The organism is Pseudodesulfovibrio sediminis (assembly GCF_020886695.1).
GTDB classification, from domain to species: domain Bacteria; phylum Desulfobacterota; class Desulfovibrionia; order Desulfovibrionales; family Desulfovibrionaceae; genus Pseudodesulfovibrio; species Pseudodesulfovibrio sediminis.
Genome location: NZ_AP024485.1, coordinates 3,155,905 through 3,169,811 on the forward strand (window position 1 = coordinate 3,155,905; position 13,907 = coordinate 3,169,811).

The window sequence follows — 13,907 nt, forward strand, 5'->3', positions numbered from 1 at the left end:
ACTATGAATCGATTGATTATATTTAGTATATTGTCCCTTGTGCTGTTTGCCGCTGTGGCTGTTGCCGGCGGTAAACCGGGTTTTGAACCAGTACCCGCCCCGCATCTTGCTCCCAATGATTCTGTGCTCAAGGTGAATGTGGGGGATACGGCTCCGGATTTTGCGCTGCCTTCCGTAAAGGGAGAGATTGTCCGTCTGAGTGATTTCAAGGGTAGGAAAAACGTCGTGATTTCCTTTGTCCCTGCGGCCTGGACACCGGTCTGTTCCGATCAGTGGCCCGGCTACAATCTTGCATTGGAGATGATCAAGGCGCAGGACGCCGAACTCATCGGTATCAGCGTGGACAATCTGCCGAGCCAGATTTCATGGATCAACGCCATGGGTGGGCTCGATTTTACGGTGCTGTCCGATTTCTGGCCGCATGGCGCGACCGCTTCACAATTCGGCGTTTTAAGGCACGATGGTATGGCCGAACGTGCCCTGTTCGTCATTGACAAACAGGGTGTCATTCGCTTCATCGATGTGCATGATATCAACAAACGTCCCGATCTCGGTGCCTTGATAGGGGCGCTTGAGAAAGTGAACCAATAACCTGATTACTGAGCGGCCAGGGCTTCTTCGACAGTGTCGAAAAGCTCGGCCAGCTTGGTAATGCCCACACTCGCCAGCACGGCTTTGAAATTGGATGACAACCCCGAAAGGATGACCCGAACATTCTGGTTTTGATCCTGCTGAAGCAGGTCTGTGAGACCGGTGATACCGGCTCCGTTCAGCGAGGCGTTCTTCTCGAAATCGATGAGAATGACGTCTTTCCCAAGGGCCTTGGCCTTTTCGAATGTTTCGGAAAGGTGGGGTATGGTTGTCGCCGTGACATTGCCGCGCACTCCGATAATGGCCGTATTGTCCTGTTCTTCAAATTCGATCTGTTCCTCTTCACTTCTGGCAATGGCCAGCCGTTCATCTGTCCGTTTGAGGGCGAGCTCCAGTGCTTCGCGTTGGAGCGGCTTGTTGATGAAGTCCGTGGCGTCCAGGTTGAGCGCCTGGAGGGCAAGGTCCATGTCGCCATGTCCCGTGATGACGATAACCTCCGCATGCGGACTGATCTTCTTGATCTCCTTGAGTGCCTCAATGCCATCCATGACAGGCATCTTGATGTCAGTGAGTACCAGATCGGGGCGTTCGGCGTCATAGAGATTGACGCCTTCCTGACCATTCTCGGCAGTCAGGACTTCGTAGCCATATGCCTGCAACAGCAGGGTAAACATTCTCAGAGTGGGTTGTTCATCGTCAATGATGAGTACTTTTTGTATCATGCTTTGGAGCCTCCTCGCACTTTGGCAGCCGGAAATTCCATGCGGAAGATCGTGCCTTTATTCATAACGGACTGAATACGGATTTCACCGTGGTAGTCCTTGACTATTCCATAGGTAATGGCCAGGCCGAGACCCATGCCCTGTCCAACACTTTTGGTGGTGTAAAATGGTTCAAAAATCTTTTGTCTATCAGCCTCGTTGATGCCGCAGCCGGTGTCTTCCACTTCGCAGAAGACGCGATTGTTCGCGGCCCCGGTGCGGATGGAAATGCGTCGTTCAGTCTCCATATCCTGTGGTGACGAACGGTCATTGACGGCATCCCTGGCATTGGTCACCAGATTGAAGACCACCTGCTGCAAGCGGTTTGACTGGGCCAGTACCGGGGGCAGCCCTGTTTTGAGATCGAGTTCGAAACGGATGTTGTCCAGCTCGAATTGTCGTCGGATCATGGACAGGACAGCTTTTATGGGTTGGTTGAGGTCGACTTTTTCTTCTATGAGGTCGGACCTGCGGCCAAAGGAACGCAGGGTGTTGATGATCTCGGCTGCGCGATCAACCTGGGTTGAAATATCCTCGACCACCTGCAGATAGTGCGCCTTGGGTACGTCCAGATTTTCTTTTTCGGCCATGGCGAGAAAGTCGCTGCCCATTTTGATGGCATTGAGGGGCTGATTGATCTCGTGGGCCACACCCGCGCTCATTTCGCCAAGGGATTTCATCTTGCCTGCCTGGATGAGCTGGGCGTCTTTTTCTATGAGCTCGGTGATATCGGTCACGGCAATGATAATGGCGTGTCGGCCCCGGTAGGATATGGGGCAGGCATGCATGTTCACGAAGAACGGATCACTGTTGTTCTTGTAGTGGAGCAGCTTGGGGAAGTAGACGCATCCACCTCCACCTTCGGAGAAATAGGTCATGCAGCCGGGATTGTGCTCTGGGCCGAGGTCAACGAATTTCATGCCGATAAGTTCTTTTTTCGAATAACCGTACAATTCCTCGGTGCGCGGGTTGGCGTCACGGATTTCGCCGGTGTCGCAGTCCACGACAAAGATGGGGTCCGGGCCGGAGTCGAAAAGGGACCGGTATTTTTCCTCGGATTCGCGCAATCTGCGGCGGTAGAGCTTGATGGACCAGACCATGTTGCGGAACGAATCACTGAGCTGCACCACCTCGTCGCCTTTGTGTTTGCGATAAAAGGCGCAGTCTGCGCATTTGCGGTGGGTTCCGGCAGGGGCTTCTCCGCTTTTGGATTGGTCGAAATGCCAGCAGGGGAGGTCCGTGTTGGTGAACGCCGGGCATTTGGAGGCGTCCCAGGCGCCGTCCGCGCCGCTTTGGAGTGGGATGTCAAAGTTGCCTCGGCTGATTTCATCGGACAACCGGGTCAAGTCGGACACCGGTTTGGTGATGTACTTGGAGAGCCAGGAGCTGAGCACAACCGTGATGATGATCACGGCCGAGATGAAGCCGAGAAACGCCACGCGCAGTTTGCCGACAAGGGAATCGATGTGGCCCTTGTTCAGGCCGACATGCACGGTTCCGATGCGATACAGCCCCTCGTTGATGGCGGCAGCCAGGTCATATATGGGTTCGCCATTGAGCCGGACCAGTTTGATGGAATCGTGCTTGCCCTTGGGAATGGTGTTGGTGCGAATGGTATCCGGCAGTTTGCTGATCAGCGTATGCGCCAGTATCTGGCCCTGCTGGTTTTCGATGAATATATAGGCTACCAGGTGCTTGCGCTGCCTCAGTTTTGCCTCGTCGAAGATGAGTGTCAGGAGCTGGGGAACGTCGTTATCCAGAATGTGTGAGCCGCCGCGTTCCGCCACGGAGTGAGCAATGGCATACCCGCGCATTTCCAGTTCATGGGTGAGCGAGCTGACCAGGATGTATCTGGAGATGAGGGCGATGGCCACGGATATGAAAAGGACCGCTGCCAACATGGAGAACAGCAGTTTTTCGCGGAGGCCGATCAGGGCGAAGCGGGTGGTGAATTGCTCCCGTATACTCATTGAAGCGCCTCCATCTTCTGCTTCAATCCGGGCCAGTCCGCAAAAGGCACGAAATGATCACCTTCAAGGCGGGTAAAATAGATGGTCTCCATGCCCTGGCGATCTTCCGGGCCATAGGTGATGGACATGCCTGGACCAAGGGGAAGGTTCTTGATGGATTCAATGGCGTCGATAAATTTTTCACGGGTCAGGTCACGACCGGCTTTGCGCAGCCCTTCCACCAGAACCCGGGCGTTGAGAAACCCCTCAAGCCCGACGAAGCTGGGGGTGTCGTCCGGGAAATACTGGTTGAGCAGATTGACATAATCGGAGGCAGCCCCGGAATTCATGGAGATAGTGGACGGGGGAGGGACCACCTGCGACATGAGCACATTTGCCGGTGAAGTGGTCTCGATGCGTCGGGCAAGCTCTTCCGCGCCCACAAAGGAGACCGTGTAGAAGATGGGGTTGTATTGATGTTCGCGGGCCAGGTTCACGAAGCGGGCGCATGCCCTGTAGGTGCCGATCATGACCACGGCCTCGGCTCTTGTCGTCAGAATGCGATCCAGTCCTTCCTCCACATCCTGGGTTCCCCGAATATAGGATCCGCGAGCCACCGGCTCCATATTGAATTTCTTGAGGGCCAGCTCCGTGCCGATCAGACCGTCGAATCCATAGGCATCATATTGGTAGAAGACGGCGATTCTGTTGATGTCCAGGTCCTTGACCAGATGCGTCACGGCGGCTTCGGTCTCCTGATAGTAGGAGGCCCGTATATTGACGACATAGCGGTTGAAGGGGTCCCGCAGGCCGTTGGCGCCGGTGAACATGCCGATAAGGGGAATCCGGGCCTCTTCCACCAGGGGGAGCGCTTTCACCGTGGTGGGGGTGCCCACATAGCAGAATAACGCGAACACCGAGTTGTCGATGATGAATCGCTGGGTGTTTGCCAGGCATTTGGGCGGGTCGTATGAGTCGTCTTTGGCCTCAATTTCTATGGTCCGGCCATGGACGCCGCCTGTTTCATTGATATGATTGATATAGGCGTAGGCACCGCGAAGGGTCTGGGTGCCGAGATACCCGGCATGGCCGGTCAGCGCCAGGGAAGAGCCGAGCCTGATGGTGGTGTCGGATACGCCGGGAACATGAGAATCTGCGGACGAGGAGTCGTCCGAGGCGTTGCAGCCTGATAATGCCAGGATCAGGCACAACAGGCAGGGTATCCAGATCAGGTTTCTCACGTCTTGGCTCCAGCGGTTACGAAGCATAAGCAACTCGTTTGATTACTTGCTCATCAGCCAAAAGACAAGGAAGGCCTATTCCCTCAGGAATTGACCCCGACGAAACGGCTCGCCGGGGTCTGGAAAAACTCCGCTCGCTTGAGCGCCATGTAGGTCCTCACGACGGATGCGTACGGAGGGGTTCTTTGCTGAACACCATGAATGATCCGGTGCGGATCGTTACCGATCCGCACCGGGTTGGTGTTGTCGTTACGACGTCATGTTCTTGACCGGGCGTCCCAGCTTGGCCAGGAACTGTTTCCTGGACATGGGGCCGCGTTGCCGGATGGAGGAGGCGTCTGCGGACAGGGACTCATAGTAGCTGTCCGGGTCGGTCTGCACCAGATAGATAACGCGCACGCTGTCGGCGTCCACCAGCTCCGCATCGGGGTATCGCTTCTGCGCTGCTTCGAGACGCTTGTCCGCAAGGGCCAGCATTTCTTCGCGGTCGCCGAAGTTCATGGCGCCGGTGGGGCAGGTCTGCACACAGGCGGGCAGCAGCCCGATCCTGACGCGGTCAATGCACATGTCGCATTTGACCACCTGTCCGGTTTCCTCGTTGACACGGGGAATGTCGTAGGGACAGGCCATGCCGAAGCCGTCCTTGTCCGGTTCCTGCGCTGTCAGTTCGGTATAGACCACGGCACCGGTTTCCTGGTCATGGACGATGGAACCGGGAACGGTCATGGCGTCCAGGCAGGGCGGCTCGACACAGTGGCGGCACTGTTCCGGGAAGAACAGCCACTGCATGTTTGCGTTGTCACCCACTTCCTCGAAGCGGACCAGCTTCAGGGTCACGCCGGACAGATCCTTGGGGTTCTGGTGAGAGCCCCAGTTTTCGGTCTTTTCAGCGGGCAGCTTTTTCCATTGCTTGCAGGCAACCTGGCAACCACGACAGGCAGTACATTTGGTCAGGTCGATGAAGAATGTCTTACTCATGTCTTAACTCCTTTACATCTTCTTGACGTTGACCATGAACGCCTTGGTTTCGGGGATACCCGTGTTCGGGTCACCAACGGACGGGGTCAGGATGTTCGCGGAATCGCCGCCATCCTTGGGCCATGTCCAGCCAAAGTGCCAGGGCAGGCCCACCTGATGGACGATGGTTCCCTGCACTTCAAACGGCTTCAGTCGTTTGGTGATGATCGCCTTGGCCCAGATGGAGCCTCGGAGTGATTCCACCATGACCTTGGTGCCGTTTTCGATCCCTCTGAGTTCGGCGAGTTCCGGGCTCATTTCCACGAAGACCTGGGGTTCACACTCGGTGAGCCATGTGCAGTTTCTGGTCATCAGACCGGTCTGCCAATGTTCGGTCACGCGGTAGGTCGTGCCCACGAACGGGAACTTGGGATCACAGACAGCCTTTTCTTCGGTGTCGAAGGAGAGGGCGGTCGGGTTATGCAGGGTGCCGGAGAAGGGATGTGACTTCACCGGACATTCCAGCGGTTCGTAGTATTCGGGGAACGGACCATCTGCGCGGCCGGGGCCGTACAACTGGCCGAAGCCGTGTTTGCGCATGATGAAGGCGTACTTGGAGCCGGGGGCCCAGCCGCCATCGGGCACATCGCCCTTCCACTTGGTTTCGGGGCCGGTCCATTGGATAACAGGCTTTTCCGGGTTCCAGGGGTTGCCCTTGAGATCGACGGACGCTCTGTTGTAGAGGATGCGGCGGTTGACGGGCCAGCACCAGGAGAAGTTCGGATAGAGTCCGATCTTTGCCTGCTCCGGGGTCTGGGTCAGGTCGCGGCGAGCGGCCATGTTGCCCTTGCTGGTGTACGAATGACAGTACAGCCAGTTGCCGGAGGCGGTGGAGCCGTCGGCCTGCAGGTAAGCGAAGCTGGGAACCAGGTCGCCCTTCTTGAACTGCTTGCCCTTGACTTCCACGTCACGGGTGAAGTGGCCGTTGATCAGTTTTGCGGTCTTGTGCGGGTCGAACACTCCATCGGTGGCGATGGCATCCCAGGTAAGCCTGGTGATGGGTTCGGGGTATACGCCGCCTTCCTTCTTGTACAGGTGCTGAATCTCTTTCATCAGCTCGTACATGAGGTCGCCGTCCGGCTTCAGGCCGTGCGGAGAATCCGGGCCTTTGTAGCGCCATTGCATCCAGCGACCGGAGTTGGTGATGGAACCTTCCTTCTCAATGGAGACCGCGCAGGGCAGGAAGAAGACTTCGGTTTTGATTTTCTTTGGATCCATGCCGGGGCCTTCCCAGAACCAACCGGTTTCATTGGGGAAGATGTTGACATTGACCATCCAGTCCAGATTGGCCATCGCTTCCCTGTTCTTGTTGGCGTTGGCGCCGGAACAGGCGGGGTTCATGCCCCATGCGAACAGTCCCTTGAACTGGCCCTTATCCATCTTGTCGAACAGAGTCAGCCACGAGTACTCGGCGGCCGATGCGGAATCGAGTCTGGGAAGGAAGCCGTAGGCATCCGCCGGCGTGTCATCCTGCCACATGGACTTGATGAGCGAGGCGGAATATTTCGGATAGTTCTGCCACCAGTTGGCGGATTTGGGATCATGGGAGACAGGCGTGTATGCCTTGTCATACGCTGCCAGGGTGTCCTGTCCTGCCTTGGGAGTCTTCAGGTAGCCGGGGAGGATGTGGTAGAGCAGACAGTGGTCGGTGGAACCCTGAACGTTGGATTCACCGCGCAGGGCATTGACGCCGCCGCCAGCGATACCGATGTTGCCCAGCAGGAGCTGGATCATGGCCATCGTACGGATGTTCTGCACGCCGACGGTATGCTGGGTCCAACCCATGGCGTACATGATGGTACCGGCCTTGTTGGGTTTACCTGTGGCAGTGTAGAGCGTGTACAGTTCAGTCAGCTGTTTCTTGCTCACACCGGAGATGGTGGAGACCTCGTCCAGATTATACCGTTCGTAGTGTTTCTTCAGCATCTGATAGACACACTTGGGATCTGTGAGGGTCGGGTCCTTTTTCGGGTTGCCGTCGGCATCCATGGCAAAGGCCCACTGGGACTTGTCGTAGGATTTGGTTTCGGCGTTGTATCCGGCGAAGATACCATCATCGAATTTGTATTTGTCACCGATGATGAAGGATGCGTTGGTGTAATCGACGACGTAATCCTTGAAGATCAGGTCGTTGTCCAGGATGTACTTGATCATGCCGCCGAGCACTGCAATGTCGGCGCCGGAGCGGATGCCCGCATACATGTCGGCTTTTGCCGAGGTCCTGGTGAAGCGTGGGTCGACGTGGATGAGGGTAGCACCCTTTTCCTGCGCCTTGGTCACCCACTTGAAGGAGATGGGGTGGTTTTCGGCAGCGTTACTGCCCATTATAAGAATACAATCTGAGTTCTGGATGTCGATCCAGTGATTGGTCATCGCACCGCGTCCGAACGACTCTGCCAGAGCCGCAACAGTTGCGCTGTGTCAGATACGAGCCTGGTGTTCCACATACACCAGACCAAGGCTGCGGAGCATTGTCTGGTAGGCCCAGCACTCCTCGTTATCCAGAGCGGCGGAGCCTACGGAGGCGATACCGTCGCAGCGATTGACAATCTGGCCTTTCGCATTCTTTTCGGTCCATGTTGCGTCACGTGTTTTTTTCACGTTGTGGGCGATTCTTTCGAGTGCCCATGCGAGTTCGACTTTTTCAAATTTGTCGGAATAGGGTGCCCTGTACAGGACGGAATCCGGGCGGCGGTCGTTGTCGGCCAACTGCCAGATGGATGCACCCTTGGCACACAGAGCGCCTTCAGAGACGGGGTGATCGGGATCACCTTCGACGTTGATGGCTTTCATGGTTTTCAAGGATGTGTTGACGACGAGGCCACAGCCCACTGCACAGTAACAGCAGATGGATGTGGTTTGTTTGCTCCACTGCGGGGACATGGCGGCAGCGCGATCGACCATGGGAGCCGCTTTCGCCTTACAGCCAAGCCCGAGTCCGCCAAAGACCGTGGCCGTGGCCGCGACAGCGGAGAGCTTGAGGAAGTTTCTTCGATTGGTATGCATTCGACCTCCTGAGGTTGTGTACGGACTCAACGTCCGCGAATCTCGCGTCCCAGGGACACGAGCAAATCATAGCCGCACAACTGCGGAACATGGGAGGAAGCAGGCAGGAAGGAGATGCCGCAGTCGCCCCGTTGGCGAGTGCTCGATGGCGTCATTCCCTGCGCAGCGACCTGGACCATGTCCGTGCCAAAGCCCAGCCCGGCGAAAGGAATGTCCTGGGCTTCGGGTGCAGTTGCCGTTTGATTGTTAAAAAACCGCATAAGCGTACCTCTCCAATTTGGGTTCTATGATCTTGTTATGGATGAGGCGAGGAAACACAGCAATGAACCCCGTCTTATGTCGATTTTCACACAGGCGGATTCAGAAGACTTTGAGGTAAGTGGGCGATATGAGTGCGTTTCAATTATGTCAAAAATGACATAAATTGATAACTATACCATGGTTTGACACCCAGAGGGGCTTATTCCATGGAAGGAACCAGCGCGCAGAGATAGGCGGCCAGTATTTCGGGCAGGGCTTTGTCGCGGTTATTGAACCGGAATTCAAGTTCTTTCATGTAGAGGGGGAAGCGCTGGCAGGAAATGCCTCGGAATCGTTTTACGCGGGATTGGGCGTATTTCCAGAAATCGTCCTGCACTTCGTCAATGTAGGGCTGTTCGTCGTAGCGGCGAATGACATTGTATGGCAGCGAATCGTTGCCGCAGAACATGAGGGCGTCATATTCCTTGTACCGGTCGGAGTAGACAAGGTTGCCCGTGCGGATGAGCTTCAGGTGGAAGTTCATGTGAAAGTGAAACAGCGTCTCCGCCTGAAGACCGAGGACGAGATCGATGAAGACCATCTTATCCTTGCGCAGGATGCCGTAGACCGGGATGGTGTCCATGCGCATCTCCCGAGGGCCGCCCGTGAGCCGGTTCCCCTTGAGATAGGAATCCAGCCCTGTGGCCGGACTGATGAGCTGGCGCGCGTCAATGGCATGGGCCAGGATGGCGAATCGGATCGCGGTGAGCGCCTTGTACACAGTATTGTATGAAAGCGAGAGTTCCTGTTTCATCTGATGGACGCTTTTCTCTTCAACGAACAGGGTGACCAGTCGCAGCCATTCGCTGGGGCTGAGCGCACCGTTGTTGATCCATCGACAGGAAAAGGGCTGGAAGGTGTATTTGCAACTGGCGCAGCGGAGCCTGTCCCCTGACAGGGTGTAGACTTTTCGGTGACCGCATCGCGGACAGAAAGGGGCACCTGTGGGCCATAAATGGCCCAACAGGTATTCCCGCGCCTTGTCGTCATCGTGCAGAAGCGTCTCAAAGCCCCCGGCAATGTCCGGCGTATACGCATGGGGTATGGTATGCGAATTAAGAGTCACCGAAGCATGGCCCCCCTTTAGAAGCCCCAGGCAGACAAGGTTGCCCTTTTGTAGCCTTGACCGGCCGCCACGTAGTCGAGTGCCAGGGAATCCAGGTCATCCAGGATGGGCACGGCAATACGGTCCAGATCGCGGAAATCTATTGTCTTGATATATGTTTTGCAGGTGTCGCAGACATCGACACGGAAGCCGGGCTCTTCTTCTACGGTGAAGAACGTCAGCTTTTTCTGGTCTTCTTCGCCACATACGGGGCAGGCAATGCGCTTGACCCGGTATTCGTGACGGCAGAAGGAACAGGTGCAGTGGCGGAACCCTTCTTTTTCCCTGAGCGTGGAGATCAGGGGCAGGCTGCCGCAGATGGGGCAGGTCCCGACCGGATTGACTTTGACCTCGGGCAGGTTGGGAGCCAGTTGCGCGCCCACGGCCTCCAGTGACGGGCTCAAGGAGGCAAAGGCGAGGAAGGACAACGTGCGCGGGGCCTCGGGCATGCGTTCAGCCCAGGGCGCAAAGAATTTGTGGTCGTCTTCAAGGAATTTTTGAAACAATTCGTCTGAGGTCAGGTCGTTGGAATCAAGCGCTTCCCTCACGGCCCGGGCTCCATCGCCCAGAGGGCCGCCCATGTCGACAAGCAACGTGATAAACGTGCCGAGCAGCTTTTCGGCCTGGGGCTTGTCGATGGGAAAATCCTCGCGGCCCAACAGCGGTACACCTTGCAGCACGGCTTCGGGTGAAGCAAAGTGCTCGATGCCAGGGAGCGTAACCTCTGATTCGGCTCGGGCTTCCAGCTGTTGTGCGGCCACAGCTTCGAGCAGATCTATCAACTCTGTGGAAATATATGATTTCTTCTTCAGTTGAGTAATCTTGCCTTTGAGCCTGCGCCGAGAATCATCCAGATTAAATTCCATGGTGTATCCTTTGGGTATTTTCCGAATTTTGAAAACGGTATGGCTGTCAACGTATCTTGCCAAAGATGTGACACTTGCTCAAGGTTTGGCACTAAAAGGTGATAAAAGTAATAAATAAAATATGTTCTGGTGTACCTGATTATGTCTTTTTTAGCATAATTCGAGAGAAAAAAGGAAAAAAAATGCAGTTTATAACAGGGTGTGACAACGCCGTTTTTTGAGGGGGGCGAGGCTAGAATCCGATGATCCTGCCCTGGTCGTTGTAGACCCAGAAACTGTCGTCCTTGATGTTGCCGATAAGCGTGATGCCGGTCTTGCGGGCCAGCTCTACCGAGAAGCTGGTGGCCACGGCCGTGGAGGCCAGTATGGGCACACCAATACGGCATACTTTAAGGAGTATTTCCGAGGCTATACGTCCTGTTGAGACGATCATCTTGTTCTCCACGGAAACGTTGTCCAGGAAGCACTGTCCACAGATCATGTCTATGGCATTGTGGCGTCCGATGTCCTCCCGGAACAGGAGCATTTTGTCCGGGGTACACAGGGATGAATTGTGGCATCCACGGGTGGTGTTGTAGAGGGTGGAGCGGCTGTGCAGTTCTCTGGCCAGGGAAAGAATTTGTTCCGGTGTGACTTTTATATCGCCTGTCAGTCTCCGTTTGGAGATAGTGGTTACATTCCGACCGAAATTGGTTCCCTTGCCACACCCGGAGGTGATGGAGCGTTCCATGATCCGATCCTTCCACGGGTCATGGCAGGTCTCGACTTCAGCGACCAGTCGATCCCCTTCGTCCCTGACGGTCAGGTCGGTGATCTGGTCCGGACTGGAGATGAATGCATCGGACTTCAGGAACCCGATAGCCAGGTATTCAGGGTACTTTGCCGTGCAGAGCAGAGTGACGACCTCTCGCCCGTTAAGCATAATGGTCAGTCCGGTCTCCCGAATGGACGTGATATGCTTTTTGGCAAAGCCTGTTTTGTACTCGTGAATATCGTAATCGAATGAATCCATGCAGTTCCCTCCGGCCAGTGTGGCCTGCATGGTACGGAATATACCGCATGGATTCATTGTGGGGCAATCCTGCCCCATTTACCCCGGCTTTTACACCGAAGTGGATCGCCCCCCCGTTACTGATATTTTTTGTGTCCGTTGATAATGGACACCGCTGTCAGCAGGGCGCTGTGCATCATGGAGTCGGCAAACATGTATTCGTCCACGGTATGCAGCTTGCCGCCAAAGGGGCCGAGGCCATCCAGCACCGGGATGCCGATTTCCGAAATGATGTTGGCGTCGGACCCGCCGCCGCGAAAGTTCGGGCGCACATCCATGCCCAGCTCCCGGGCCGAGGCTTCGACAACCGAGTACAACCCGAGGTTGGCCTCGGTTTCCATCATGGGCGGGCGTTCGATGACGATCTCCACATTGCAGGCTGTGCCGTCCACTTCGGTGGAGTTCACGATATCGTTGATGGCCGCCCAGACGTGTGCGCGGTGCGCGGGAGAGGTGAACCGTGTCTCCACCCGTGCCGTGGCATGCGCGGCCACGGTGTTCGGCCCCACGCCGCCTTCGATGACGCCGGAGTTCAGCGTGGTGCCGTCGTCGTACCCGTTCAGTTTTTCCATGGCCGTGATCTTGTGGGCCAGGGCCACGATGGCGCTGGGGCGGGGCACCGGACAGTGTCCGGCATGTGCCGCCTGCCCTGTGGCCGTGACGTCAAAGACGATGCGTCCCTTGCGTCCGGTGATGATCTCGCCGCCCGGGCCGCTGGACTCCATGACAAAACAGAAATCGGATTTTCTGGCTTCTTCAGTGATGAGTACGCGGGAATTGGGGGAGCCGGTTTCTTCATCCGAGTTGAAGACAAAGCCTAGAGGGATATCGTCCAGCCCTGCTGCCTGGAGTGCCCGGGCCGCAAATATGGCGGTGACGATGCCTGATTTCATGTCGATGACGCCGGGTCCGTAGATGGTGCCGCCGTCTTTGCGGTATGTATCGAACCCCATGTCCGGGGGAAAGACCGTGTCCATGTGCCCTATCAGGAGCGCGCCGCCGCCTGTATTCAATCGAGCGGCGTTCGCGGCCACCACATGATCGCCGCTGACAGGCTGGGAGTCGATGCGGGTCGTGAACCCCATTTCTTTCACGGCACGCAGAAAGACGTTCGCCACCGCGTCCACGCCCGGCTTGTTGGCTGTCCAACTGTTGATATTGATTACCTTCTCCAGGAGATCGAACATGGCCTGCTCGTTCTCTGTCAGAAACTGTTTAATGGTCTGTATCATGGTCTGTATTCCTGTGTTCAGAAGCTGATAGTGCGATGTGGAGGGAGGGTACGCCCGGGCTGGACATTATTCAAGGGAACAGAAGGGATGGGCAGAGATATCTGAACAACTCCGCATGGAGAATGCTACTGCTTCATTTTGCAGGGTTTTCGCAAAGGAAAAGCCTGTGGTGTGAGCCACAGGCTTTTGTGGGGTGATGCGGGTGAACACGGGGAGAGCCGGTATATTCACATCACATCGGTTGCTACACTCGTTCAGTCGTTTGTCTATGCGTATCCTGTTGTGCGAACAGGCCCCACCTCTCAGCGCCTGAGTCGTCCTTGTGGTGTCAGCTGATCCGACACGGCGGCTTCTTGCCATACAGCGGCACGGGTTCGGCGGCGTTACGTATTACCGCTGTCAGAATGTCAACATGGACGGGCTTGGTCTGGTAATCGAAGGCTCCGGCCCTGAGGCAGTCCATGGTCTCCTTTGGGTTGTCGTCAGTGAGCATGATCACCTTCACGCCCGGAAAAGTGGCGCGGAGGACCTTGATCTGTTGCAATCCGCCGAGACCGGGCATGTTCATGTCGAGCACAGCCACATGGCAAGGAGCCTCTTCCAGTCCGTTGAAGGTTTCATTGTAGTTCGTTGCCGTGTTTACGGTATAACCGTATTGTTCAAGTCTTTCGGTTAAAAGGCTGGCAAAGCCTGTGCCGTTGTCAAACACGAGAATGTGTACCTGATTGGCCATTGGTTCTCCTTGTCCTTCCCCTTTCATGTAATCAGGTCCAGATACAATGACCGTG

The 13,907-nt window shown here is 56.0% G+C and carries 12 protein-coding genes; 1 reads left to right on the forward strand and 11 read right to left on the reverse strand.

Annotated features, from left to right (window positions below; all coding sequences use genetic code 11):
* The first annotated feature begins 3 nt into the window (after nucleotides 1–3).
* A complete protein-coding gene (locus SRBAKS_RS14965; protein WP_229591695.1) occupies nucleotides 4–591 on the forward strand; it encodes a peroxiredoxin in 588 nt (195 codons plus the stop codon).
* Nucleotides 592–596: 5 nt separating this feature from the next.
* Here SRBAKS_RS14965 and SRBAKS_RS14970 read toward each other — a convergent pair whose 3' ends face one another.
* The 11 genes from SRBAKS_RS14970 to SRBAKS_RS15020 all read right to left on the reverse strand — a co-directional run bounded on the left by SRBAKS_RS14970 (nucleotide 597) and on the right by SRBAKS_RS15020 (nucleotide 13,852).
* Nucleotides 597–1,313 carry a response regulator gene (locus SRBAKS_RS14970; RefSeq protein ID WP_229591696.1) on the reverse strand — a complete coding sequence of 239 codons (717 nt, stop codon included), beginning with the start codon at nucleotides 1,311–1,313 and terminating at the stop codon, nucleotides 597–599.
* Nucleotides 1,310–3,322: an ATP-binding protein gene (locus SRBAKS_RS14975; protein WP_229591697.1), complete on the reverse strand. Its 2,013-nt coding sequence runs from the start codon at nucleotides 3,320–3,322 to the stop codon at nucleotides 1,310–1,312. The genes SRBAKS_RS14970 and SRBAKS_RS14975 overlap by 4 nt, the downstream gene beginning before the upstream one ends.
* Nucleotides 3,319–4,542, reverse strand: a complete 1,224-nt coding sequence (locus SRBAKS_RS14980) for an ABC transporter substrate-binding protein (RefSeq protein ID WP_430708944.1) — start codon at nucleotides 4,540–4,542, stop codon at nucleotides 3,319–3,321. The genes SRBAKS_RS14975 and SRBAKS_RS14980 overlap by 4 nt, the downstream gene beginning before the upstream one ends.
* A 249-nt stretch (nucleotides 4,543–4,791) precedes the next feature.
* On the reverse strand, nucleotides 4,792–5,520 hold the full coding sequence (locus SRBAKS_RS14985; RefSeq protein WP_229591698.1) for a 4Fe-4S dicluster domain-containing protein: 729 nt from the start codon (nucleotides 5,518–5,520) through the stop codon (nucleotides 4,792–4,794).
* A 12-nt stretch (nucleotides 5,521–5,532) separates the two neighbouring features.
* Nucleotides 5,533–8,565 (reverse strand): formate dehydrogenase-N subunit alpha, encoded by a 3,033-nt coding sequence (gene fdnG / locus SRBAKS_RS14990; protein WP_229591699.1) that lies wholly within the window; start codon nucleotides 8,563–8,565, stop codon nucleotides 5,533–5,535.
* 26 nt (nucleotides 8,566–8,591) lie between these two features.
* Nucleotides 8,592–8,825 carry a hypothetical protein gene (locus SRBAKS_RS14995; protein ID WP_229591700.1) on the reverse strand — a complete coding sequence of 78 codons (234 nt, stop codon included), beginning with the start codon at nucleotides 8,823–8,825 and terminating at the stop codon, nucleotides 8,592–8,594.
* Between the two features lie 200 nt (nucleotides 8,826–9,025).
* Nucleotides 9,026–9,910, reverse strand: a complete 885-nt coding sequence (locus SRBAKS_RS15000; RefSeq protein WP_430709133.1) for a transposase — start codon at nucleotides 9,908–9,910, stop codon at nucleotides 9,026–9,028.
* Between the two features lie 38 nt (nucleotides 9,911–9,948).
* Entirely contained in the window at nucleotides 9,949–10,836 is an 888-nt protein-coding gene (locus tag SRBAKS_RS15005; RefSeq protein ID WP_229591702.1) for a formate dehydrogenase accessory protein FdhE, read from the reverse strand.
* 232 nt (nucleotides 10,837–11,068) lie between these two features.
* On the reverse strand, nucleotides 11,069–11,848 hold the full coding sequence (gene fdhD, locus SRBAKS_RS15010; RefSeq protein WP_229596993.1) for a formate dehydrogenase accessory sulfurtransferase FdhD: 780 nt from the start codon (nucleotides 11,846–11,848) through the stop codon (nucleotides 11,069–11,071).
* A gap of 116 nt (nucleotides 11,849–11,964) precedes the next feature.
* Complete coding sequence (locus tag SRBAKS_RS15015; RefSeq protein WP_229591703.1) at nucleotides 11,965–13,119, reverse strand: M20 family metallopeptidase; 1,155 nt, start codon at nucleotides 13,117–13,119, stop codon at nucleotides 11,965–11,967.
* Nucleotides 13,120–13,447: 328 nt separating this feature from the next.
* Nucleotides 13,448–13,852: a response regulator gene (locus SRBAKS_RS15020; RefSeq protein WP_229591704.1), complete on the reverse strand. Its 405-nt coding sequence runs from the start codon at nucleotides 13,850–13,852 to the stop codon at nucleotides 13,448–13,450.
* Between the last annotated feature and the right edge of the window lie 55 nt (nucleotides 13,853–13,907).

What these genes read in the sequence shown, in the direction of transcription:
- SRBAKS_RS14965 (WP_229591695.1), top strand. Translation starts at nt 4, where the DNA reads ATGAATCGATTGATTATATTTAGTATATTGTCCCTTGTGCTGTTTGCC.
- SRBAKS_RS15020 (WP_229591704.1), bottom strand. Translation starts at nt 13,852, where the DNA reads ATGGCCAATCAGGTACACATTCTCGTGTTTGACAACGGCACAGGCTTT.
- fdhD (WP_229596993.1), bottom strand. Translation starts at nt 11,848, where the DNA reads ATGGATTCATTCGATTACGATATTCACGAGTACAAAACAGGCTTTGCC.
- SRBAKS_RS14995 (WP_229591700.1), bottom strand. Translation starts at nt 8,825, where the DNA reads ATGCGGTTTTTTAACAATCAAACGGCAACTGCACCCGAAGCCCAGGAC.
- SRBAKS_RS14985 (WP_229591698.1), bottom strand. Translation starts at nt 5,520, where the DNA reads ATGAGTAAGACATTCTTCATCGACCTGACCAAATGTACTGCCTGTCGT.
- SRBAKS_RS15005 (WP_229591702.1), bottom strand. Translation starts at nt 10,836, where the DNA reads ATGGAATTTAATCTGGATGATTCTCGGCGCAGGCTCAAAGGCAAGATT.
- SRBAKS_RS14975 (WP_229591697.1), bottom strand. Translation starts at nt 3,322, where the DNA reads ATGAGTATACGGGAGCAATTCACCACCCGCTTCGCCCTGATCGGCCTC.
- SRBAKS_RS15015 (WP_229591703.1), bottom strand. Translation starts at nt 13,119, where the DNA reads ATGATACAGACCATTAAACAGTTTCTGACAGAGAACGAGCAGGCCATG.
- SRBAKS_RS14970 (WP_229591696.1), bottom strand. Translation starts at nt 1,313, where the DNA reads ATGATACAAAAAGTACTCATCATTGACGATGAACAACCCACTCTGAGA.